General features: G+C 67.9%; 22 protein-coding genes and 1 pseudogene. 4 read left to right on the forward strand and 19 right to left on the reverse strand.

Annotated elements, in window-relative coordinates; all coding sequences use genetic code 11:
• Positions 1–13 precede the first annotated feature (13 nt).
• From flgJ to ASD72_RS16630, 10 genes are all read right to left on the reverse strand, one after another.
• A complete protein-coding gene (flgJ, locus tag ASD72_RS16585) occupies positions 14–1,075 on the reverse strand; it encodes a flagellar assembly peptidoglycan hydrolase FlgJ (protein WP_081420401.1) in 1,062 nt (353 codons plus the stop codon).
• 1 nt (position 1,076) lies between these two features.
• The gene (locus ASD72_RS16590; RefSeq protein ID WP_081420402.1) at positions 1,077–2,258 is read right to left on the reverse strand and encodes a flagellar basal body P-ring protein FlgI; all 1,182 of its coding nucleotides are present in this window, start codon (positions 2,256–2,258) and stop codon (positions 1,077–1,079) included.
• A gap of 8 nt (positions 2,259–2,266) precedes the next feature.
• On the reverse strand, positions 2,267–2,953 hold the full coding sequence (flgH, locus tag ASD72_RS16595; protein ID WP_056881035.1) for a flagellar basal body L-ring protein FlgH: 687 nt from the start codon (positions 2,951–2,953) through the stop codon (positions 2,267–2,269).
• Positions 2,954–2,985: 32 nt separating this feature from the next.
• Positions 2,986–3,771 carry a flagellar basal-body rod protein FlgG gene (gene flgG / locus ASD72_RS16600; RefSeq protein WP_056881036.1) on the reverse strand — a complete coding sequence of 262 codons (786 nt, stop codon included), beginning with the start codon at positions 3,769–3,771 and terminating at the stop codon, positions 2,986–2,988.
• Between the two features lie 751 nt (positions 3,772–4,522).
• Positions 4,523–5,275 carry a flagellar basal body rod protein FlgF gene (locus ASD72_RS16605; RefSeq protein ID WP_056881037.1) on the reverse strand — a complete coding sequence of 251 codons (753 nt, stop codon included), beginning with the start codon at positions 5,273–5,275 and terminating at the stop codon, positions 4,523–4,525.
• A 129-nt stretch (positions 5,276–5,404) separates the two neighbouring features.
• Positions 5,405–6,625 (reverse strand): flagellar hook protein FlgE, encoded by a 1,221-nt coding sequence (flgE, locus tag ASD72_RS16610; RefSeq protein ID WP_056881038.1) that lies wholly within the window; start codon positions 6,623–6,625, stop codon positions 5,405–5,407.
• A gap of 37 nt (positions 6,626–6,662) precedes the next feature.
• Positions 6,663–7,346, reverse strand: coding sequence for a flagellar hook capping FlgD N-terminal domain-containing protein (locus ASD72_RS16615; protein WP_056881039.1), 684 nt, complete (start codon positions 7,344–7,346; stop codon positions 6,663–6,665).
• Between the two features lie 27 nt (positions 7,347–7,373).
• The gene (flgC, locus tag ASD72_RS16620) at positions 7,374–7,781 is read right to left on the reverse strand and encodes a flagellar basal body rod protein FlgC (RefSeq protein ID WP_056881040.1); all 408 of its coding nucleotides are present in this window, start codon (positions 7,779–7,781) and stop codon (positions 7,374–7,376) included.
• Between the two features lie 11 nt (positions 7,782–7,792).
• Positions 7,793–8,179, reverse strand: a complete 387-nt coding sequence (gene flgB / locus ASD72_RS16625; RefSeq protein ID WP_056881041.1) for a flagellar basal body rod protein FlgB — start codon at positions 8,177–8,179, stop codon at positions 7,793–7,795.
• A 114-nt stretch (positions 8,180–8,293) separates the two neighbouring features.
• Positions 8,294–9,247: a chemotaxis protein gene (locus tag ASD72_RS16630; protein ID WP_056881101.1), complete on the reverse strand. Its 954-nt coding sequence runs from the start codon at positions 9,245–9,247 to the stop codon at positions 8,294–8,296.
• A gap of 327 nt (positions 9,248–9,574) precedes the next feature.
• Between ASD72_RS16630 and flgA the strand changes: the two genes are divergently transcribed.
• From flgA to ASD72_RS16650, 4 genes are all read left to right on the forward strand, one after another.
• Entirely contained in the window at positions 9,575–10,222 is a 648-nt protein-coding gene (gene flgA / locus ASD72_RS16635; protein ID WP_155944705.1) for a flagellar basal body P-ring formation chaperone FlgA, read from the forward strand.
• A gap of 165 nt (positions 10,223–10,387) precedes the next feature.
• On the forward strand, positions 10,388–10,696 hold the full coding sequence (gene flgM / locus ASD72_RS16640) for a flagellar biosynthesis anti-sigma factor FlgM (protein ID WP_056881042.1): 309 nt from the start codon (positions 10,388–10,390) through the stop codon (positions 10,694–10,696).
• Positions 10,697–10,701: 5 nt separating this feature from the next.
• Positions 10,702–11,046 (forward strand): flagella protein, encoded by a 345-nt coding sequence (locus tag ASD72_RS16645; protein ID WP_056881043.1) that lies wholly within the window; start codon positions 10,702–10,704, stop codon positions 11,044–11,046.
• 173 nt (positions 11,047–11,219) lie between these two features.
• The gene (locus tag ASD72_RS16650) at positions 11,220–12,389 is read left to right on the forward strand and encodes an ATP-binding protein (RefSeq protein ID WP_056881044.1); all 1,170 of its coding nucleotides are present in this window, start codon (positions 11,220–11,222) and stop codon (positions 12,387–12,389) included.
• Between the two features lie 298 nt (positions 12,390–12,687).
• Here ASD72_RS16650 and ASD72_RS16655 read toward each other — a convergent pair whose 3' ends face one another.
• From ASD72_RS16655 to ASD72_RS16695, 9 genes and pseudogenes are all read right to left on the reverse strand, one after another.
• Positions 12,688–12,990 (reverse strand): GIY-YIG nuclease family protein, encoded by a 303-nt coding sequence (locus tag ASD72_RS16655; protein WP_056881045.1) that lies wholly within the window; start codon positions 12,988–12,990, stop codon positions 12,688–12,690.
• Positions 12,983–14,629 carry an EAL domain-containing protein gene (locus ASD72_RS16660; protein ID WP_081420418.1) on the reverse strand — a complete coding sequence of 549 codons (1,647 nt, stop codon included), beginning with the start codon at positions 14,627–14,629 and terminating at the stop codon, positions 12,983–12,985. Before ASD72_RS16660 ends, ASD72_RS16655 begins: the two co-directional genes overlap by 8 nt.
• Positions 14,630–14,694: 65 nt before the next feature.
• Positions 14,695–15,309, reverse strand: coding sequence for a histidine kinase (locus ASD72_RS16665; protein ID WP_056881047.1), 615 nt, complete (start codon positions 15,307–15,309; stop codon positions 14,695–14,697).
• A gap of 138 nt (positions 15,310–15,447) precedes the next feature.
• A complete protein-coding gene (locus tag ASD72_RS16670; protein WP_056881048.1) occupies positions 15,448–16,638 on the reverse strand; it encodes a methyl-accepting chemotaxis protein in 1,191 nt (396 codons plus the stop codon).
• A 282-nt stretch (positions 16,639–16,920) separates the two neighbouring features.
• Positions 16,921–17,991, reverse strand: coding sequence for a chemotaxis response regulator protein-glutamate methylesterase (locus ASD72_RS16675; RefSeq protein WP_056881049.1), 1,071 nt, complete (start codon positions 17,989–17,991; stop codon positions 16,921–16,923).
• Entirely contained in the window at positions 17,991–18,593 is a 603-nt protein-coding gene (gene cheD, locus ASD72_RS16680) for a chemoreceptor glutamine deamidase CheD (RefSeq protein ID WP_056881050.1), read from the reverse strand. The genes ASD72_RS16675 and cheD overlap by 1 nt, the downstream gene beginning before the upstream one ends.
• Positions 18,590–19,501 (reverse strand): CheR family methyltransferase, encoded by a 912-nt coding sequence (locus ASD72_RS16685; RefSeq protein WP_081420404.1) that lies wholly within the window; start codon positions 19,499–19,501, stop codon positions 18,590–18,592. Before ASD72_RS16685 ends, cheD begins: the two co-directional genes overlap by 4 nt.
• A 103-nt stretch (positions 19,502–19,604) precedes the next feature.
• Positions 19,605–21,783 (reverse strand): annotated as a pseudogene (locus tag ASD72_RS16690) (methyl-accepting chemotaxis protein).
• A 91-nt stretch (positions 21,784–21,874) separates the two neighbouring features.
• On the reverse strand, positions 21,875–22,279 hold the full coding sequence (locus tag ASD72_RS16695) for a hypothetical protein (protein ID WP_056881051.1): 405 nt from the start codon (positions 22,277–22,279) through the stop codon (positions 21,875–21,877).
• Positions 22,280–22,327: the final 48 nt, after the last annotated feature.

Raw genomic sequence — 22,327 nt, forward strand, 5'->3', positions numbered from 1 at the left:
CGTTATCCCCTGGTCAGCGCCGCAGCGCGTTGCCGATCGCGTTGCCCACGGCATTGCCGACCGGGCCGGCCACCGTGGTGCCGATCGTCGACAGCACCTTGCCCAGCGTGGGGCCGTTGGCGATGGAGGCGATCTTGTTGGCGTAGGTCGGGTCGGTCGCGTAGCCGGCGCGCTGCAGGCCGCGGGCGAAGCCCACGATGTCCTTGCCGGCCGACAGCGCCTGCTGGTAACGCGGGTTGTTCTTCAGCATCCGCACGTAGTCGGCGAAGCTCTCGGCAGGCGAGGCATAGGCGCGGAAGTCCGCGGTCTCGGTGTGCTTCACGCCGTTCGTGTACTCGTGGGTGGCGGTGCGGGCGCGCTCGCCCTTCCAGCCGGTGGCCTTGATGCCGAACAGGTTGTGCGCGCTGTCGCCGTCGCCGGTCTTGATCTGGCGCTTGCCCCAGCCGGTTTCCAACGCCGCCTGCGCGACGAGCGCGCGCGGATCGACGCCGAGTTCCTTCGCGGCCTGCTTCGCGTGGTCCCAGATCTCGGCGACGAAGCGTTCCGGCGTATTGCGGGCGTACTGGGACGGGTCGGCCGAGGCGACCTGTTCGACGTCGTCGCATGCCGCATCGGGGCGCACGGTGATGGTGTCGAGGGTGATCGTATCCGGCATGCCGGACGACGCCTGCGCGCTGCTGCCGATACCGCGGCCGGCGATGGCGTCGAACATGGAATCGGCGTCGGTGCCGGGCAGCAGGCGCTTGTACGCCGACAGCGCGGTGGTGGCGGGCACGGCGGGCGTGGCCGCATCGGTGGCGCCCAGCTGGCGCGCGATCATCGGCGCGAGCCCCAGGCCACGCCCCTGCGACATCGCGGTGGCGATCTGCTGGTCGTACATGTCGCGGAAGACCTGGTTCTCGCCCGGGAACAGCGAATCGCCGAAGCCCGCCTCGCGCATGCACTTGATCATCATCTGCGCGAACTGGCCCTCGAGCTTGCGCGCGACTTCGTGGATGCGCGCGTTGACGGCCTTCGCGCTGGCGTCGGCCAGCGGCAGTGAGGGAGTGAGGGCGCTGAGCGGGGCACTGGCCATGTCAGATCACCTCGAGCTCCGCGCGCAAGGCGCCGGCCTGCTTCAGGGCTTCCAGGATCGCGATCAGGTCGCCGGGTGCGGCACCGACTTCGTTCACCGCGCGGACGATCTCGTCCAGCGAGGTGCCGCCTTCGAACTTGAACATGCGGTTGCCTTCCTGGCTGACCGACACGCTGGACTGCGGGGTCACCACGGTGGTGCCGCCGCGCGAGAATTCGTTCGGCTGGCTGACGTTCGCCGATTCGGTGATCGTCACGGTCAGCGAGCCGTGCGTGACCGCCGCCGGCATCACCTTCACCTGCGCGCCGATCACCACGGTGCCGGTGCGCGCGTTGACGATGACCTTGGCCGGCGCGCTGCCGGGGGTGAGTTCCAGGTTCTCGATCTGGGCGAGGAAATTCACCCGGCGCGAGATGTCGGCGGGCGCGCGCACGGCGACGGTGACCGCATCCAGCGCATAGGCATTGCCGGCGCCGAAGTTCTGCTCCAGCGCCGCGACCATGCGCGACACCGTGGTGAAGTCGGCGCGGTGCAGGTTCAGCGTGATGGTGCCTTCGCCGCTGTCCAGCGCATTGGGGATCGCGCGCTCGACGGTGGCGCCGTTCGGGATGCGGCCCACGCTGGGCACGTTGACCGACACGCGCGAGCCGTCCTTGCCTTGCGCGCCGAAGCCGCCGACCACCAGGTTGCCCTGGGCGATCGCGTAGACCTCGCCGTCGGCACCGCGCAGCGGCGCCATCAGCAGGCTGCCGCCGCGCAGCGAGGTGGCGTTGCCGATGGAAGACACGGTGATGTCGATCGGCTGGCCCGGCTTGGCGAAGGCGGGCAGGTCGGCATGGATGGCGACCGCCGCGACGTTCTTCAGCTGCGGATTGACGTTGGCCGGGACGTTGACGCCCAGTTCGCCCAGCATGTTCTTCAGGCTCTGTACGGTGAAGGGCGCCTGGCTGGTGCGGTCGCCGGTGCCGTCGAGGCCGACGACCAGGCCGTAGCCGACCAGCGGATTGCTGCGCACGCCGCCGACCTGGGCAAGATCCTTGATGCGCTCGGCGCGCGCAGCCGGTGCCAGGCAGATCAGCACCAGGCCGATCCAGGCCAGCAGGCCCAGCAGCGTGTAGGTGTCGATGCGGCGCGGCTTCTTCGCGGGTGCCGGTGCAGCGCGGTTGGCTTCGTTGGCGTCCATCACGATGCTCAGTTCGGGAAGATCGGAGAGTTGAAGAAGCGGCCCAGCCAGCCCATCGAGTTGGACTGCGCGATCGCGCCGCGGCCGCCGTAGGCGATGCGTGCGTCGGCGACCTTGCCGGAGGAGATGCTGTTGTCCGGATTGATGTCGGCCGGGCGGACGATGCCCTGGATCTGCACCAGCTCGTCGCCCTGGTTCAGGCGCATGTTCTTCTGGCCCTGCACGACGAGGTTGCCGTTGGGCAGGCGCTGGATCACGGTGACCGTCACGCTGCCCTGCAGCTTGTTGCTCTGCGCGCTGTTGCCGGCGCCGCTGAAACCGCGGTCGCCATTGATCGATGCGCTGAGCAGGTCGCGGCCGTTGAGCGTGAGCGGTGCACCGGCGATGTTGGGTGCGGCCAGGCTGACTTCGCTCTGCTTGTCCACCGAGGTGGTGGCCGAGGTCTGCGCGGTGGTGTTCTCCACCAGGTTGATCGTCAGCAGGTCGCCCACGTCGCGCGCGCGACGGTCGGCGTACAGATTCAGGCCGGGACCCGCGCGGTAGATGGAACCGCCCGTGGCCGGCGCCTGCGCGGCGACCACCGGCTGGATGGGCTGCATCGGTGCGTAGGGACGCACGTCGCCGTAATAGCGCGCGCAACCGGGCAACAGGACCAGGGCGCAGGCGAGGGTGGTGGCGGACGTGGAGCGCTTCATGGCGAGCCTCGATGAAGGGAGCGTCAGGCGGATCAGACGTTGTTGTTGAGGTAACCGAGCATGGAGTCGGTGGTGGAGATGGCCTTGGCGTTCATTTCGTAGGCGCGCTGGGTTTCGATCATGCTCACCAGCTCTTCCACGACGTTGACGTTGGAGCCTTCCAGCGAGCCCTGCACGACGCTGCCCAGGCCGTTGAGGCCGGGGGTGCCGTTCTGCGCGGGGCCGGAGGCGGTGGTCTCGACGTAGAGGTTCTCGCCCTTGGCCTGCAGGCCGGACGGATTGACGAAGTCGGTGAGCGTCAGCGAACCGATTTCCAGCGCCTGCGCCTGGCCCGCCATCGTTACGCTGACGGTGCCGTCGTTGCCGATGGTCATCGACTGCGCGCCTTCGGGCACCTGGATGCCGGGCTGCACGGGGTAGCCGCTGTTGGTGACCAGTTCGCCCTGGGCGTTGATCTGGAACGAGCCGTCGCGGGTGTAGGCCGGCGAGCCGTCGGGCAGCAGCACTTCGAAGAAGCCGCGGCCGTTGACCATGACGTCCAGCGAGCGGCCGGTCTGTTGCGGGTTGCCCTGCTGGAAGTCCTTGGAGGTCGATACGACGCGCACGCCGGTGCCGAGTTGCAGGCCGGACGGCAGTTGGGTCTGGGAGGAGGTGGAGCCGCCGGGTTGGCGGACCTGTTGGTACAGGAGGTCTTCGAAGCTGGCGCGGTCGCGCTTGAAGCCGTTGGTGTTGGCGTTCGCCAGGTTGTTGGAGACCACGGACATGCGCGTCTGTTGCGCGTCCAGTCCGGTCTTGGCGACCCAGAGGGCTTGGTTCATGGCGTGGTTCCTCGCGGGTGAAGGGGTGGAACCGCGCGATACGGTTCCTCGCCCCCTCTCAGGCAAGTCCTGTGCCGAAACGGGCGCCGTAAGTCCGGCGCAGGCGCCGGGCCTGTGTGGCGGAAAGATGGCGGGCGGCGGGGCCGGTAAGCTTATTGGCGGGCTGGCATGGCGCCGCTGGCCGCGGGGGCCCTACTTTTCTTTGCTTGTGCAAAGAAAAGTAGGCAAAAGAAACACACCCCGGCGGTCCGCCCGCCGCATGCGGCGGGTGCGCAGTCCCGGCGGGAATTTTCGTAAGGGGCATCCTGCCCCATACGAAAACGGCGCACGTCCTGTGCGCCGCCCTGCGGGTTTTACCCGCCGTGACTGCCGGACCTCAGGGGCCCCGAGAGCCGCAACTGAAAGATCAGCGCGTGTCTTTGCCGTTGATGTTGCCTTCGGGTCCCCATGAGGCACGGCGAGTGGGGCGGGTAAAACCCGAAGGGCGCCGTCATGGATGACGGCGTTTCCGTATGGCACATGGATGTGCCTTACGGAAATTCCCGGCCCGCTCGCGGACCCGGAGCGAAGCGCAGGGCGTGCCGCCTGGGGTGTGTTTCTTTGATTCTTTCTTTGCACAAGCAAAGAAAGAATGCCTCCGCGGCGGCCTCCGCGGCGAGCGGCACCATGCTTGAACCGACTGAACGCATCCAACGAGCGAACGTCGTGCGCTCAGAATCCATGAGCGCATCGCGCTCATGGTGCTTGTTGATCAACCACCCAACCGCAGCAACTGGTTCGACGACTGCGCCATCTCGTCGCCCGTGCGGATCACCTTCACCTGCATCTCGAACTGCCGCTGCAACTGGATCATCTGCACCAGCGCACCGGCCGCATCCACGTTGCTGCCTTCCAGCACACCGACCGTCAGACTGTTGCCCGTCGCCGGCGCCAGGGCCGGTGCCTGCGGATCCGACGGCCGCATCAGGCCATCGCCGCCACGCGCCAGTTGCGACTGCGCGGCTTCCACGATGCGCATGCGGCCGACGATCGCCATCGTCTGCGGGCCTTCGCCCTGCGGCACGATCGAGACCGTGCCATCGGCGCCGACATCGATCGACTGCGCCGGCGGCACCGCGATCGGATTGCCGTTGTCGTCCAGCACCGCGCGGCCGCCGGCCGTGACCAGCTGGCCGTTCGGCGTGACGCTCAGCTCGCCGTTGCGCGTATAGGCCACACCGCCGTCGGCGGCCTGCACGGCCAGCCAGCGGTTCGGCTGCAACGACATATCCAGCGACCGGCCGGTGACCATCTGCGAACCGGTGCGGCCGTCGAAGCCGGGATCGATCAACACCGCGTCCACGCGTGAAGGGAATCCTTCGCCCTGGATCTTGAACGCCTCGGTGCCGGCCAGCGGGGCCTTGAAGCCCTTGGTGTCCACGTTGGCCAGGTTGTGCGACACGGTGCCCTGCGCCTGCAGTGAGGCGCGGGCGCCGGTCATGGCGACGTAGAGGGCTTTGTCCATGGCAGCGAGGGTCCGGGAAGAGTGATGGGGTGGGAGCAGGGAACGGGGAATGAACCGTTACGGGGTCGGTGTACTCAAGGACTTCCGGAAACTTTCATTCCCGGTTCCCGGTTCCCCGTTCCCTTGTCATCAACGGATGTTGATCACCGCCTGGGTGATCTGGTCCTGGGTGGACAGCGCCTGCGAGTTCGCCTGGAAATTGCGCTGCGCCACGATCATGTTGACCAGCTGCTCGGTCAGGTCGACCGTCGAGGCTTCGAGCGCGCCCGAGGCTACCTGGCCGAAGTCGGAGGTGCCCGGCGCACCGATGCGCGGCTCGCCCGAGGCGTAGCTGTGCGTCCAGGTGTTGTTGCCCTGCGACACCAGGCCCTGCGGATTGGAGAAGTTGGCCAGCGCCACCTGGCCCAGCGCACGGTCCACGCCGTTGGAGTAGCGGGCGTAGACCACGCCGGTTTCCGACACGCTGAATTCGTTGAGCTTGCCGGTGGCGTAGCCATCCTGGTTTTGGATGCGCTTGGAGAACTGCTCGCCGTACTGGGTGGTGCCGCTGATGTCGAGCGTCATGTTCAGCACGCCCGCGCCGGTGCTCGGCGTGAACGGCGCCAGTGCGACCTGGCCGTTGGTCGGCGCGGTGAGCGCGCCGTTGTTGTCGAACTGCACCGGAGTCGCCGCGCCCATCGAGGTGCCGTCCACGTAGACGTGCATGTTCCATTCGTTCGGGTTCGGCGTCTTCACGTAGTAGACGGTCTGCTGGTGGGCCACGCCCAGCGAGTCGTACACGGTGACCGAGGTGGTCTCGTTGTAGCTGGCGCTGTCCGTCGGCGAGAACGGCGTGATCGTCGGCTGCGCGGCGTTGCCGGGCAGGGTGACGCCGAGTTCGACGTTGGTGGTCGGCGACGGCGGGCTGTCGGTGGTCAGCAGGCGCAGGTCGGTCATGTTGCCGGTGTCGAAACCCACGCCGTCGGCGCGCGGCGGGAACACCTGCAGGCGGTAGCCTTCCGGCGTGGTGACGTAGCCGTTGGGGTCGCGCTGGAAGTTGCCTGCGCGCGTGTAGACGTTGGTGCCGTTGTTGCTGACCGTGAAGAAGCCTTCGCGGTCGATCGCCATGTCCAGGTAGCGGCCGGTCTGGTTGATGTCGCCCTGCGAGAACTGCTGGGCCACGTTGGACAGGCGCACGCCCGCACCGATGTTGTTGCGCGTCAGGCCGTAGCCGGTGGTGGAGAACACCTCGGCGAACTCCGCGCGCGACTCCTTGAAGCCGGTCGTGTTGACGTTGGCGATGTTGTGGGACGTGACGTTGAGGTCGGCATTGGCCGCCCTCATGCCGGACAGCGAGCTGTTGAATGCCATGGAAGACTCCTTGCGGGGTACGGTGGGAGCGTGGGTGTCAGATCGCCGACTTGCCGATGCGCAGCACGTAGTCGAGCGGGGCGGTGCCCAGGCCGGGCAGGTTGAGGTACAGCCCATCGGAGCCGATGGTCACGCTGTCGACGGTGGCATCGACGTAGGTGTTGAGTGCGGTGGCGGTGCCGTCGGTGGCCGTGTGGGTGGCCTTGATCGAGTAGGTGCCCTCGGGTGCCCGCTCACCGTTGGCCTTCACGCCATCCCACGAGAACGCGGTCTCGCCCTTGGCGGTGGCATCGACTTCGATGGTGTCCACCACCACGCCGCTGGCGTCGGTGATCTCGAAGGTCACCTTGCCGGCGCCCGGCGCCATCACCAGGCCGGTGGTCGTGCCCGTGGCCGGGAGGGCCACCGAATCCGAGGGCACCACGACGGAGTGGCCCACTAGCGAGGCGCCCTTGAGCACCTGGTCGCCGGTGAGTGCGGCGGTGAAGCCGGTGACGGTGGAATTGAGGTCGCTGATGCCCTGCACGGTGGAGAACTGCGCCAACTGGGCGACGAACTCGCTGTTGGACAGCGGCTTCAGCGGATCCTGGTTGGCCAGCTGCTGGGTCATCAGCCGCATGAAGTCGGCCTGGCCCAGCGTGTCGGCTTTCTTCGCCGTGGTCGCGGTGCCGGTGGTGCTGGTGTTGATCGCGGCGAAGGGATCGCCGTTGACGGTGGTCATGTGCGTGTTCGCTCAGTCGGCGGGGCGTCAGCGGCCCATGGTCAGGGTGGCCAGGGCGAGTTCCTTGGCGGTGTTCAGTACTTCCACGCCCGCCTGGTAACCGCGCGAAGCGGAGATCAGGTTGACCATCTGCGCAACCGGATCCACGTCCGGCGCATACACATAGCCATCGGCGTCGGCCATCGGGTGGCCGGGCTCGTAGCGCTTGATCGGCGGTGCGTCGCTCTGGGTGATTTCCTTCACCTGCACCGACGTCAGCGACCCGTCCGCGTTGAGCGGGCGGGCCTGGAAGATCGGTTCGAGCGGCTTGTAGACCGCTTCCGGCGAAGACGCGATGGAATCCGCGTTGGAAAGATTGCTGGCGATCGTGTTCAAGCGCACCGACTGCGCCTGCAGCGCGGAGCCGGCGACGTCGAAGATGGGCAGGTTGCTCATGGCGCGTCCCCTTACTGGCCGGTGATGGCGGTGAGCATCGTGCGCACCTTGGATTCGATGAAGCTCAGTGAGGCGCGGTACTCCAGCGCGGCACGGCCATAGGCGGCGCGCTCGGTGTCGGCATCGACGGTGTTGCCGTCCAGGCTGGGCTGTACGCCGGCGCGCTCGAACACGCGTGGGCCGGCATCGAGCAGAGTGAGGTGCTGCTCGTGGGTGGTCTGCAGCGGCGAGGCCTTGGCGGCGGCCTGCTCCAGGGCGGCCTGGAAGTTGAGGTCCTTGGCCTTGAAGTTGGGTGTGTCCGCGTTGGACAGGTTGCTGGCGATCAGCTGCATGCGCTGCTCACGCAGCGGCAGCGCCGCGGCATGGACGCCCAGGTAATTGGAGATGGGATTGGACATGGCACCGCTCCGGCAGACCGTTGCCGGGGATGCTGCAAGGCGTGTGCCAGAACGTGTTCTTCCTTCTCCCTGCGGTGCGGGGAGAAGGTGCCCGGAGGGCGGATGAGGGGCGCTTTACGCCGCCATCTGCGCGGCGGCCACCTGGTTCAGCCGGAACAGCACGTGCTCGGCCAGCTCGTGCGGGCTGTACTTCGCCACGAAGGCATTGGCGCCCACGCGCTCGACCATGGCGTTGTTGAACACGCCCGACAGCGAGGTGTGCAGCAGCACGTACAGGCCGGCCAGGCCCGGGTGGCGCCGGATTTCCGTCGTCAGGGTGTAGCCGTCCATGGCCGGCATCTCGATGTCGGAGATGACCATCGCATACCGCTCGGCCGGGTTCTCACCGGCGGCGTGCACCTGCAAGAGGTGGTCCAACGCCTGGCGGCCGTCGGAGAGCAGGGTAGCGGTGACGCCCAATTGCTCCAGCACGCTGCGGATCTGCGAGCGTGCCACGCGGGAATCGTCGACCACCAGCACCTGCATCGGCGGGGCATCCGGCGACAGTGCCATTTCGGGGGCGAGGGTGGCATCCATGCGCGACTGGCAGATGTCGGCCAGCACGCTTTCCACGTCGATCACCTGGATCAGTTCGCCCTGGAAGCGCGTCACGGCGGTCAGGAAGCTGTTTTCCGCGCCCAGTTCCGGTGGGGGATGGATGTCTTCCACCGCGATGTTGACGATGCGCTCCACGCCGCTGACCAGGAAGCCCTGGATGGAGCGGTTGAACTCGGTGACGACCAGGTAGTTCGGGGCGTTCTCGGGGCTGGGGTCGCGCTCGGGGTGGCGGATGCTCAGGCCGAGGTCCAGCACGGGCACCGAGCGGCCACGGACATCGGCGACGCCGACGAATTCGGTGGGCAGGCCCGGCAGCTGGAACAGCTCGGGCCGGCGCAGGACTTCCTGCACCTTGAAGACGTTGACGCCAAAAAGCTGACGCCCGCCCAGGCGGAACAGCAGCAGGGCGAGGCGGTTGTGGCCGGCCAGGCGGGTGCGCTGGTCGATGCGGTTGAGCAGGTCCTGGGTCATGTCCAGCATATCGGCCTCCAGGGCAACCCCTTGAGGGCACCGCAACGTCCCTTCTCTCTGCAAGCGGGCGGGGGGCGCATCGCTTCCTTACTCCACGCAGCGGGGAGGCACATCGTTTCCTTCTCCCCGCAAGCGGGGAGAAGGTGCCCGAAGGGCGGATGAGGGGCGCGCGCGATCCTTCTTGTTGTCCGTGATCGATCACGCGTGCAGCGTGTCTCCGCTCGCCCCTCACCCGCCTTCGGCACCCTCTCCCCGCACGCGGGGAGAGGGGAGTGAACTGGCACACCCCTTGCACCTCCTCCGCCGATGAACCGACGGAGCCCGCCCATGCTGCTGCGCCTCGCCACCGCCCTGATCGGCGGACTGACCGCGTGCGCCGTCCTGGCGACGGATTTCCAGCCGGTCGACAGCATCAAGGCCGCGGCGCTCGGGGCGATGCCCGCGGGCGCCGACGCCGAAGCGACGCTGGATCCCGCGCTGCGCCTGCCGCGTTGCAGCGGGTCGCTGGTCGCGCGCGTGCAGGGCAGCAACAGCGTGGAGGTCAGCTGTCCCGACGGCTGGCGCCTGTTCGTACCCGTGCGCGTGCGCCGCAGCCAGACCGTACTGGTGCTGAGCCGTGGCATCGCGCCGGGCGAAACGATCACCGCCGATGCCTTCATTCCCGAAACCCGCGACGCTTCGCGCATCGTCGGTGCGGCCGTGGCCGATCCCGCCCAGGCCGTCGGCCGCGTGGCGCGCCGCACGTTGTCGGCCGGTGCCGTGCTGTCGGCGTCCGACTTGGTCGCGCAACGCCTGATCCGCCGTGGCGACAACGTCGCCCTGGTGTCCCGCCGCGGCGGGGTGGAAGTGCGCGTGGTCGGCAAGGCGCTCGGAGATGCAGGCGAGAACGAACGGGTGACCGTGGAAAACCTGTCGTCCCGCCGGGTCGTGCAGGGCGTGGTGGGGCCGGGCGGCGACGTCTGGGTCAGCCGATGAAAAAAAATCGCATGTCCCCTCAAGTTGTCCGGCGGGGGGCCGATACCGACGCCGGGTGGAAGAACCGGCGACAATCCGGCCTTCTGCGGAACTGTGGAATCCGTCACTAAAGTTGGCGTGGCCGCAGCCGATAACCTCGATGAACCCTGTTACAGGTGAACCAACATGAGCCAGAAAATCGAAGGCACTCCCCCCGCCGCCGTACGCAGCACCGGTCCCGTGGGCGGCCGTGTCGCCCCGGCGGGTGCCGACCGTTCGCAGCCGGTGGAAGCCAGCGGCGGCAGCGACAGCCTGCGTCTGACCGGCGAGGCCGCCAGCCTCCAGGCCGTGCAGCGCGAACTGTCGACCGCTCCGGCGATCGACCAGGCCCGCGTGCAGGCCGTGCGTGAAGCGCTGCAGTCCGGCACGTACCAGATCAATGCCGAGGCCATCGCCGACGGCATGCTTGGCCTGGAAGACCAACTGGGCGGCTGAACCGGATGAGCACTGCGCCCCTCCAGCGACTGTCCGCGGCCCTGGAAGAGGAGCGTCGCGCCATCGTCGAGCACGACGTGGAAGCGCTCGTCCGCTCCACGCAGGAGAAGCTCGATGCCCTGCGTGCACTGGAAGCCGCCGCCGCAGGCTTCGGCTTTCCCGCCGAACTGCAGGCGCGCCTGGCCGAACTGGCCGAACTGAACCATGCCAACGGCATCCTGCTGGCGCGCCGCCGCCGCGAAGTGAACTGGGCATTGCGCCACCTGGGCCGCAGCGAAAGCACCGGCGCCTACGACGCGCAGGGCCAGACCACGGCGGTCTCCGCGGTCCGTCCGCTGGCCGTCGCCTGAGCACCGTACCTCCGGCATCGCGAACTGCGACGCCGCAACTTGCCGGCTCCCCGGCACCGCACGATACTGGCCCCCCATCGCCGCCGCCGATCGCGACCGTGGCCACCGCACCGACCCCGCAACCTTCCGATGACGCCTTCCCGCCTGAGCGGGCGCCGCGCTTTGCCGACCTGATGGCCCTGGGCGAGCTGATGGACGACGGCTATCTGTTGTGCCGTGGCGATGGCCGTCCGATGCATGCGAATGCATCGGCCCGCGCGCTGGTGCCGGAGCAGGGCGATGCGCTCGCCGCACTGGTGGCCTTGCTGCCGCCGGAGGCGATCCGCGTGGCCCGCGAAGAGGGTCGCTGGAACGGCGACCTGACCCTGGCCGACGGCCTGGTCCTGCAGGTGCGCGCGTACTGCCACGACACCGGCGACGGCGGCTATTGCCTGATCGTCTTCCACGATGTCAGCGAAGCGCATGCGCGCCAGCAGGAATTGCAGCGCCGTCACGCACAGCTGCGTCAGACGCTGGTGCGGTTGGCGGGCGCGCAGGAACAGCTGGTGCAGTCCGAGAAGATGGCCTCCATCGGCCAGCTCGCGGCCGGCGTGGCGCACGAGATCAACAACCCGATCGGTTACGTCCATTCCAATCTCGGCTCGCTGCAGGAGTACCTGCACAGCCTGTTCTCGCTGATCGAAGTCTACGAGCGCGCCCTGCGCCTGCCCGACCCGAAAGTGATGCTGCCCGAGATCCAGGAGATGCGGGACCGCTACGACATCGACTTCATCACCGGCGACCTGCCGCAGCTGATGTCGGAGTCGCGCGAGGGCATCGAGCGCGTTACCGCGATCGTGCGCAACCTCAAGGACTTCTCCTATTCCGGCCGCGACGACAGCTGGAAATCGACCGACCTGCACGCGGGCCTGGATTCCACGATCAACATCATCTGGAACGAGCTCAAGTACAAGGTCACGCTGGAGAAGCACTATGCCAAGCTGCCGCTGGTGCAGTGCCGTCCTTCCGAGTTGAACCAGGTGTTCATGAACATCCTGCTCAATGCCAGCCACGCCATCGACGAACGCGGCACCATCACCGTCAGCACCGGCGTGGAAGGCGACGAGGTGTGGATCGACGTGCAGGACAGCGGCCACGGCATCCCGGACGAGATCCTGCAGAAGATCTTCGACCCGTTCTTCACCACCAAGCCGGTCGGTAGCGGCACGGGCCTGGGCCTGTCGATTTCCTACGGCATCGTGAAGAAGCACAACGGCCGCATCGAGGCGCGCAACATCCCCGGCGCCGGCGCGTGCTTCCGCATCACCCTGCCGATCCGCCAGCCGACCACCGACGCGGCGTGAGATCCTTCTCCCCGCGGGGCGGGGAGAAGGTGCCCGGAGGGCGGATGAGGGGCGAGCGTGATCGCGCTTCTTGTAGAGCAGTAGACGGGCAGAGCTTATCGTCTCCGTTCGCCCCTCACCCGCCTTCGGCACCCTCTCCCCGCTTCGCAGGGAGAGGGGAAACGTCGGGCTCGCGTGGTTTGAGATCCTTCTCCCCGCGGGGCGGGGAGAAGGTGCCCGGAGGGCGGATGAGGGGCGAGCGTGATCGCGCTTCTCGTAGAGCAGTAGGCGGGCAGAGCTTATCGTCTCCGTTCGCCCCTCACCCGCCTTCGGCACCCTCTCCCCGCTTCGCAGGGAGAGGGGAAACGTCGGGCTCGAAAAACGCGAGCTTCTTCGCCCGCGGCAATCGCTTGAGTTGCGCTTCCGCGCGCGATGCCGCGCTGCGGTCGGGATACGTGCGGCTGGCCAGCACCTGCACGGGCGGATTCGCCCGCGTGTACTTTGCGCCCGTGCCGGCCACGTGCGCGGCGTAACGCGTTTCCAGCCGATTGGTGATGCCTGCGTAGTACGCGCCGTTGCGGCACTCCAGCAGGTACAGGCACCAGGGTGCCGCCTCAGGCATGGGCGCGGTGGTGCGGCAGGTTCTCGTGGGTGGTGAAGGCCTGGCGGATGTGTTCGCGCAGGTCGTCGTCGTTCCACGGCTTGGTCAGGAAGCGGTAGATCTCGCCGCGGTTGATCGCCTCGGTGACCGTGGCCAGGTCGGTGTAGCCCGACAGCACCAGGCGGACGGTGTCCGGATACAGCATGCGCACGCGGCCGAGGAACTCGGTGCCGCTCATGTCGGACATGCGCTGGTCGGACAGGATCACCTGCACGTCGTTGGTCGCAAGCAGTTCGAAGGCATCGGTGACGTTGCTGGCGGCCAGGATGCGGTAGCCGTCGCGGCGGAACAGGCGCACCAGCGAGCGCAGGATGTTTTCTTCGTCGTCGAGCAGCAACAGGGTGCGGTCGGGCTTGGTCGCGGCGAAGGCGTCCGCGCGCAGGTAGCGGCGGCGCAGCACCGCGCCCGCGTCCTCGGCCGTCATCGGTTCGCCGAACAGGTGGCCCTGGAACATGTCGCACTGGTTGCGGCGCAGGAAGCCCAGCTGCATGTCGGTCTCCACGCCGTGCGCGATCACCTTCATGCCGAGCTGGTGGCCCATCGCGATGATGGCGCAGGTGATGGCGACCTCGCGGTTGCCCGAGGGCACGCCCTTCACGAAATTGCGGTCGATCTTGATCTTGTCCACCGAGAAGCGGACCAGCGAATCCAGGTTGGAATCGCCCATGCCGAAATCGTCCAGGGTCAGGCGCACGCCTTCGCGATGCAGCTGGGCCAGGGTCCGGTGGACCAGGTTCATGTCCTTGGCCAGGGCGTTCTGGCGGACTTCCAGCACCACCATCTGCGCGGGAATGCCGGCCTCCTGCAGCGCTTCCAGCACTTCGGAGACGAAGCTGGGGCGCAGCAGCTGCAGGGTGGAGACGTTGACTGCGATCTCGAAGTCGTCGAAACCCCAGTCGCGCCAGACCCGCGCCTGCTTGAAGGCATTGCGCAGCACCCAGTCGCCGATCTGCACGATCACGCCGAGCTTCTCGGCCACGTGCATGAAGCGCTCCGGGACCAGCAGGCCGAGCGCCGGCGAATACCAGCGCAGCAGGGTTTCCATGCCGACCACGCGGCCGTCGTGCGCGTTGATCTGCGGCTGGTAGAACAGGCGCAGTTCGTTGTGCTGGATGGCGTTGACGATCTGCCGCGCGATGATGCTGTCGCTGCGCGCGGTGATCGCGGCGCCGCGGCGGTACAGGCGCACCAGGTTCATGCCTTCGTGCTTGGCCTGTTCCATGGCGCTTTCGGCGCACTGGAGCAGGCTGGAGGCGTTGTCGGCGTGTTCCGGGCACAGCGCGATGCCCAGCGTGCCGGTCAGGAACAGCGTGTACGGCAGCACCGTCATCGGCAGTTCGATCTGCTCGCGCAGGAAATCGCCGAACGCCTCCGGCGCCAGCGCGCCCGGCTGGCGCGGCACCGCCACGATGTATTCGTCGCTGCCATGGCGCCAGGCGCGTGCCTCGGGGCCGAGCGCGCGCTGCAGGCGGTCGCTGAGGATGGCGAGCGCTTCGTCGCCGACCTCGACGCCCATGTTCTCGTTGATCGAGCGGAAATGGTCGATGTCCAGGTACAGCAACATCAACGGCGTGCCGCCCGCGTTCGCCGCATCGATCATCCGCTGCAGGTCGGGTTCGCCGGCGCCGAGGCGCGGCAGGCGGGGCAGGTGGGCGTGCTCGGTGTTCACGCGGGATCGGCGGGCATGACGGACGTGGGGCCATAGGGTAGGCGAAGTCGCCAGCGCGTGCCGCCTTCCCCGTCGAGGCGTCCGCCAGCAGCGGTCGCCAGGGCTTGCCACAGCGCGATATCGGCAGGATCGCCCGCCACGTCCTGCAAGGTCAGCACGAACCCGTCGCCGTCATCGTCCAGGGTCACGTGCATGCTGCCGCGTTGACGCATCAACGCCTGGCCGATGCGGAAGGCCACCAGTGCGATCCCGGCATCGGGCGCCCGCGGCAGCGGATCGAGCTGGAACGACGCCGTGCCGGGCGCGAACGTGCGCTCGATCTCCGCGCGCAGTGCCGCGTCCAGGCCGATGGCATCCAGTTGCGGCGGATGCAGGGTGGCGTGCAGGTCGCGGAGGATCGCCACCGTCTCGTCGCTGGCGCGGATGATCTCGCTCAGGTCCTCGGCGCGCGTCGCGGCATCGTCCTCGGACTGCACCAGGTGCGCGCCCATCTTGATCGCCGACAGCGCCTGGCCCACCTGGTTGTGCAGGGCACGGCCGACACGCGCGCGCTCGGCTTCCTGCAGGCGGAACAACTGGAGCAGCAGCGCAGGCGGCGGTGGCGTGGGCATCGGCGGGAACGACGGGAGAGTCGCCGCAGTATGCCAGCCGTGCCGCACAGGCATGCGAAACCGCGGTCCCGGAACGAAGACGGGGCGACCGCATCGCGATCGCCCCGTGGAGGTTCCAGCCGAATCGTGGCGCTGGGGTCAGAACAGTTCGACCGTGCCCGCGCCCATGTTCTGCTGCGCCACCGGCTTGTGCGGCGGACGCTCCCACTCCGTGCGCTGGTCGCGCAGGCGGTTGCCGATCAGGCGCAGCGCGCTGAGCAGCTCGTTGTCGGTCGCGCCGCCGGAGCGGTGCAGCAGCTCCTGCAGGGCCAGCGCTTCCTTGTTGATCGCGGTCAGGCGGTCCAGGTGGGTTACCGCGCTGCCCAGCGACTGGGTGGCGATGTCTTCGAACTGCAGCGAACGGACCGCATCGGCGACGCTGGCATCGATGGCGTGGCCGCACATCGAGACTTCGCGCATGCCGTCGCCCAGCGAGGCGTTGATCGCGGCCACCTGGTTCAGCATCCCGGCGGCTTCGGAACGTGCCTCGCGGGAACGGTCGAGGTCGCGCGAGGCCATGTTGGAGACGGTATCGCGCACCTTGGCGATGGATTCCTTCGAGCTGTGCGCCAGCTTGCGGATCTGCTCGTTGAAGGCCGTCGAGCGCTCGGACAGGTTGCGCACTTCGTCGGCGACCACCGCGAATCCGCGACCGGCTTCGCCGGCACGGGCGGCTTCGATGGCGGCGTTCAGCGCCAGCAGGTTGGTCTGGTCGGCGATCGACTTGACGTCCTCCAGCAGCGAGAAGATGCCATCGAGGTGCTGGGCCATGTCGTCGATGTGGTGCACCGTCGTGCCGCTCTGGCCGGCGACCTGTTCCAGCGCCTCGACCAGCTGCTCCATGCGCTGGCTGGCGTTCTGGGCGAAGCGCGCGACGTCCACGCCGGCGCGGTCGCCGTCGCCGTTGCGGTCGATGATGCGGGAGATCGCCGTGCTCTGTTCCCGCGACTTGCGGTTCATGGCGTCGAAGCTGCCACCCAGGCTGTTGACCGCTTCGCGGATCAGTTCGCGGGCGCGGTCGATCTCATGGCGCGAGCCTTCGATCTCGTTGTTCACGAAGCGGCGCAGCTCGGTGAGCAGCGCGTCCTGCTCGCGGATCACGGAGGCGTGTTCCGGCGACACGACATGGCTGTTGACCGCCGTCAGCCAGGCGAAGATCAGCCAGGCCAGCGTCAGCGACGTCAACAGGGCCCATTGCAGGGCATTGGGCCAGTCGAAGCCGACCGACAACGGGAACAGCAGGGTCAGGATGAGGGGTGCCGCCAGACGAACCAGGATGCGCGAGTACATGGATGCTCTCTGATGAAGCTCACTGTGAGTATCGGCCGTGGCCAACGGCTCTTTAGGCAGGAAACCCGGCGTTTTTGCGCGGGTAAGGGAACTGTGATGGGCGTTGGTGCATGCGTAACCTCTGTAGGAGCGACGTGAGTCGCGACCGTGGCGGCGACGGGTCCGGAGCGCTGGGAGATTCGTTGGTTCTCCGACGCCACGCTTCGTGCAGGTAGTGGGTGCAAGGGGGGGGGCAGGGCGTGCGGTCGCGACTTACGTCGCTCCTACAGGGGAGCGACGGGCTCAGGCGATCTGCGCCGCCAGGTCGAGCAGGCGTTGGGCGATGCGTTCCAGCGGGAGCGCTTCCTTGGCGGCGCCCAGGCGCATGGCGGCGCCCGGCATGCCCCAGACCACGCTGCTGGCTTCGTCCTGGACCAGGGTCGGCGCGCCGGCCTGGCTCATCTCGAGCAGGCCGCGTGCGCCGTCATCGCCCATGCCGGTCAGGATCGCGCCGACCGCGTTGCCGCCCGCGCTTTGGGCGACGGAACGGAACAGCACGTCGACGGCGGGCTTGTGGCGGTTGACCGCCGGGCCGTCGTCGATGCGGCAGCGCCAGCGGGCGCCGTCGCGGATGATGCGCATGTGCTGGCCGCCCGGCGGCAGATAGGCGTGGCCGGGCAGGACGGCTTCGCCATCGCTGGCTTCGCGCACGGCCATCGCCGAATGCCGGTCCAGCCGCTCGGCGAAGGCGCGGCTGAAGCCGGCCGGGATGTGTTGGGTCAGCACGATGGCGGGCGCGTCGGCCGGCATCTGTTCGAGCACGACGCGCAGCGCCTCGGTGCCGCCCGCGGAGGCGCCGATCGCGATCAGGCGGTCGGTGGTGCGGAAGCGCAGGGCGGGCGGCGCCGGCAGCGTCGTCTCCAGATCGACGCGCGGCGCGCTGGTGCGGGCCAGCGGACGCACGCGCGCCTTCGACGCGGCCTTGACCTTGGCGATGATCTCCTCGCCGTATGCCTGCAGCCCGCTGGCCACATCGAGCTTGGGCTTGGAGACGAAATCCACCGCGCCGAGGGCCAGCGCCTGCAGCGTGGTGTCGGCGCCGCGTTCGGTCAGCGAGGAGATCATCACCACCGGCATCGGACGCAGCCGCATGACGTTCTCGAGGAACGCCAGGCCGTCCATGCGCGGCATTTCCACGTCGAGCGTCATCACGTCGGGATTGAGGCGCTTGATCTTGTCGCGGGCGAGCAACGGATCGGCGGCGGAACCGACGACCTCGATGCCGGGGTCGCGCGACAGGATCTCGGTCAGGATCTGGCGCACGACCGCCGAGTCGTCGACGATCAGGACGCGGCAGGGAGAGGCACTACTCATCAGAACAGCTCCACGCCTCCGGTGACGGGGGCCCTGGACAGGCGGGCGCGGGCGGCCGACTCGGCGGCCAACACCTCGGCATCGTGGGCATGCGGCAACCGCTGCACGACCGCACGCCCGGAATTGGGGAAATACCAGACCTTGCGCGGATGGATCCCGCGCAGGTCTTCGGCGACGACGGGAATACGCTCGGCATCCAGGTAGCGGCGGACGAACTCCGCGTTGCGCGTACCCACCGGATTGCTGGTGAAGCCTTTCAGCACGTTGGCGCCACCGAAGACCTTGGCCTCCAGCCGGCTGCGCGCCGCGCCGCGCTTCAGCAGGTCGTTGATCAGCAGTTCCATCGCATAGCTGCCGTAGCGCGCGGGCGCGCCATCGCCGACGTTGCCGTCGGGCAGCAGGAAGTGGTTCATGCCACCCAGCTTCAGCAGCGGGTCGCGGATGCAGGCGGCCACGCACGAACCCAGCACGGTGACCAGCGCGGTGTCGTTGTCGATCACCAGGTACTGGGTGGGCAGCAGCTTGGCGGCTTCGGTCTTGAAGCGGGCATCGTGATAGCGCATCACGCTGCCTTCGGCGATCGCGGCGGCGGCGGCGCTCATGCGGCCTTCGTCGCGCGACGGTACAGCGTGCGCCCGCAGGGCTGGATGATGTCCGCGGCGTGCAGGTAGTTCTCCGAATGGCCGGTGTACAGCATGCCGTCGTCGGCCAGGTGCGGCACCAGTCGCGTCAGGATCGCGCGCTGGGTCGGCTTGTCGAAATAGATCATCACGTTGCGGCAGAACACCGCGGTGAACGGCCCGGCGACTTCGTAACGCGACGACAGCAGGTTGAGCGGCCTGAAGTCGATCAGCTGGCGCAGCGCGGGATGCACGCGACAGAAACCTTCATGGGGCCCGGTGCCGCGCTGGAAATAGCGCTTCTTCAGGCCGGCATCGAGGCTGGCGATGCGTTCGACGGGGTAGACCCCGCGTTCGCCGGTCGCCAGCACCTGGGTGTCGACATCGGTGGCGAGGATGCGGACCGGCGGCGTCAGCGTGCCGTAGGCTTCGCAGGCCGTGATCGCCATCGAATACGGTTCTTCGCCGGTGGACGACGCGCAGGACCACAGTTTGAGCGGGCCGTCGTGGGCGCGCCGCTGCAGTTCCTCGTGCAGCCGTTCGAAATGGTGCGGTTCGCGGTAGAACGACGTGAGGTTGGTGGTCAGTGCGTTGGTGAACGCCTGCCATTCGTCGCCACCATCGCGTTCCAGCTGGTCCAGGTAATCCTTGAAGCTGCGCAGGCCCAGGGCACGCAGGCGCCGCGACAGCCGGCCGTAGACCATGTCGCGCTTGCCGTCGGCGAGGGCGATGCCGGCGCGCTGGCGGATCAGGTCGACGACGCGACGGAAATCACGGTCGTCGAATTCGAAGTCGCGCGCGGCCGACGGCGCGTCGCCGTCACGGAGGGGCGGGGTCGTCGTCCGTCGGGTCGTGGCAGCCGGGGGAGAGGGGCGGGTACTGACGGACATCGGATTCTCGGGACGGTAGGGCTAGGGCCGGTCCATGGCCGGTTCCCTGTCGCGGGGACAGGAAACCGGGACTGCTGGCTCGAAGCGATGCAAGCGGTGTGCCTCAGAATTCCTGCCAGTCGTCGCCATCGGCCAGGGCCGGTTCCAGCGTCGCCTGGGCGGGGCGCGCGGCCGGCTTGACGACGGCGATGGCCGGCCTGCTGGCGGCAGCAGGCTTGCCCGCCAGCGGCGCCGCGGCATGGTGCAGCTTGAAGACCGACACGGATTCGGACAGCACCAGGGCCTGCTCTTCCATCGAGCGGGCGGCGGCGGACGCTTCTTCCACCAGCGCGGCGTTCTGCTGGGTGGTCTCGTCCATCTGGGTGATGGTCTGGTTGACCTGCTCGATGCCGGCCGACTGTTCCTGCGAAGCCGATCTCGCCCATCGTGGCACCGGCCTGGTTCACGAGCTTGGAGCCGTCCGCGACCTTGTCCACCGAGGTCTCGATCAGGCCCTTGATCTCCTTGGCCGCACCGGCCGAACGCTGGGCCAGCGTGCGCACTTCCGAGGCGACCACGGCGAAGCCGCGGCCCTGTTCGCCGGCACGCGCGGCTTCCACCGCGGCATTCAGCGCCAGGATGTTGGTCTGGAAGGCGATGCCGTCGATGACGGAGATGATGTCGGAGATCTTCTTCGACGAATGCTCGATATCGCGCATCGTCGTGACGACCTTGCCCACCACCTCGCCGCCCTGCGAAGCGACACCGGCGGCGCCGATGGCCAGCTGGTTGGCCTGGCGGGCGGATTCGGCGTTCTGGCGCACGGTGGAGGTCAGTTCCTCCATCGAGGCGGCGGTTTCTTCCAGGTTGGCGGCCTGCTGCTCGGTGCGACGCGACAGATCCGAGTTGCCCGACGCGATCTCGCCGGCGGCGGTATTGATCGAGGTCGAGGCATCCTGGATGCGGCCGACGATGTCGGTCAGCTGGGCCACGGTGGCGTTGGCGTCGTCGCGCATGGTGGCGAACACGCCGTGGAAATCGCCTTCCATGCGCGCGGTCAGGTCGCCGCGGGCGATGGCCTGCAGGAGTTCGGACACTTCGCCCAGGTTCTCGTCGGTGGTCTCCATCAGCTGGTTCAGACCGTCGATCATTTCGCGGAAGTCGTACTGGTACTTGTCGACGTCGCCGCGCTGGGTGAAGTCGCCGGACGCCGCCGCCATCGCCAGGCGCTTGATCTCGACGTTGATCGCCGAGAGGTTGGCCTTGGTGGCGTCCATCGTCTCGGTGAGGTTGGCCTTCTCACCGGGCAGTTTCGGCATGTCCTGGCTCAGGTCGCCGACGGAGTAGCGCTGCATGATCTTCAGCGCGTCGCCGATGGCCTGCAGGTGCGAGGCCACCAGGGCATTGGTGTCGCGCACCATGCGGCCGTACTCGCCCGGGAAGCGGCTGTCGTCCATGCGGTAGCTGATCTGGCCTTCGTCATGGCGGGTGGCCATTTCGCTCTGCGCGGAAATGACCGACTGCACCTGCGTCTGCATGCGCTGCATCGCGGTGAGCAGTTGGCCCACTTCGTCCTGGCGGCTGGTGTCGATCTTGCCGTCGAGCTTGCCGGCGGACACGTCGTTGGCCACGCGCACGGCCTCGCCCACGGCATTGGCGATCGCGCGGGCGAAGAACCAGGCCAAGGCCAGGCCACCCACGATGCCGGCCAGCAGCATCACGATCATCAGCGTGCTGGAGGCGGTGAAGGTGCTGCTGGCGTCGGCGCTGGCGGCCTTGGCCTGCTGGTCGACGACATTGATCAGGGTGCTCAGCGCAGCCGTCGCCTTGCGGTGCTGGTCGCGGGTGGCGCCGATGAAGGTATCGACGGCGTCGTCGGGCAGGCCCAGGTCGAGCATTTCCTGCACGTCCGTGTAGGACTGTTGCGCCGCTTTCCATTCCTTGGTGAAGGCGTCGAACGCCTTCTTCTCTTCGGCGCTGGCGATCAGCTTCGCGTAGTCCTTGATGGACTGCTCGATCTTCTTCTCGGTGGTCGCGGCGAGCGCCTTGGCTTCCGACTTCACCGCATCGCTCGCGCGCACGTGCTGCCGGTAGGAGTTGGTGCGGTATTCGCCCAGCATGCTTTGCAGATCGCCCGCGGCCTTCACGCTGGGCAGGACGTTGCCGGTGACCTGCGTGGTCGCGCCGTTCAACGAGTTCAGTCCGATGAAGGCGGTGATGCCCTGGACCAGCATCAGCGCCAGCACGACGCCGAACGCCAGCATCATCTTCGTCGTCAGTTTGAAGTTCTTGATCCGCTGCATGGGAATTGTGTCCTTTACCGGGCGCGCGACGCGCCTCTCTCAGGTGCGACCAGGGCAAGACGGGGCGCGTGCGCCCCGTCGGCGAAGCGGATCAGCGGATCGTGGCCAGCTTCAGGTTGGACGGCGAGTTGACGACGATTTCCGCGCGCGAGCTGTCGCGCTCGATCGTGCCGATCACGCAGACGTCCTTGCCTTCCAGTTCTTCCGGGGCCGGCTTGAACTTGGCGCGGGCGTCGCCCGGGATGCGCGCGGTGAAGGTGTGGCGCGGGAAGTTGCCGCCCATGTACAGGAAGGTCGGGGTGCCTTCGGTGTTCTCGGCGAAGCGCGCCTTGCCGACCTTGCCGCACACCGTGCCGCTCTTGCCGGTGAAGCGGGTGGCCATGTCCGCCGGGATCGCATTGTCGACCTGCGACTGGCTGTTCGCCGGGGATGCCGGCATCAGCAGGGCGGCGCCGACGACGACGAGGGACAGGGTCAGGGCGGAAGCGGTTTTCATGGTGGTGTCTCCGGAGGGCCAGAAGGCAGGTAAGGGTTCAAGGCCTGA

This window comes from Pseudoxanthomonas sp. Root630, from assembly GCF_001427585.1.
GTDB lineage: Bacteria > Pseudomonadota > Gammaproteobacteria > Xanthomonadales > Xanthomonadaceae > Pseudoxanthomonas_A.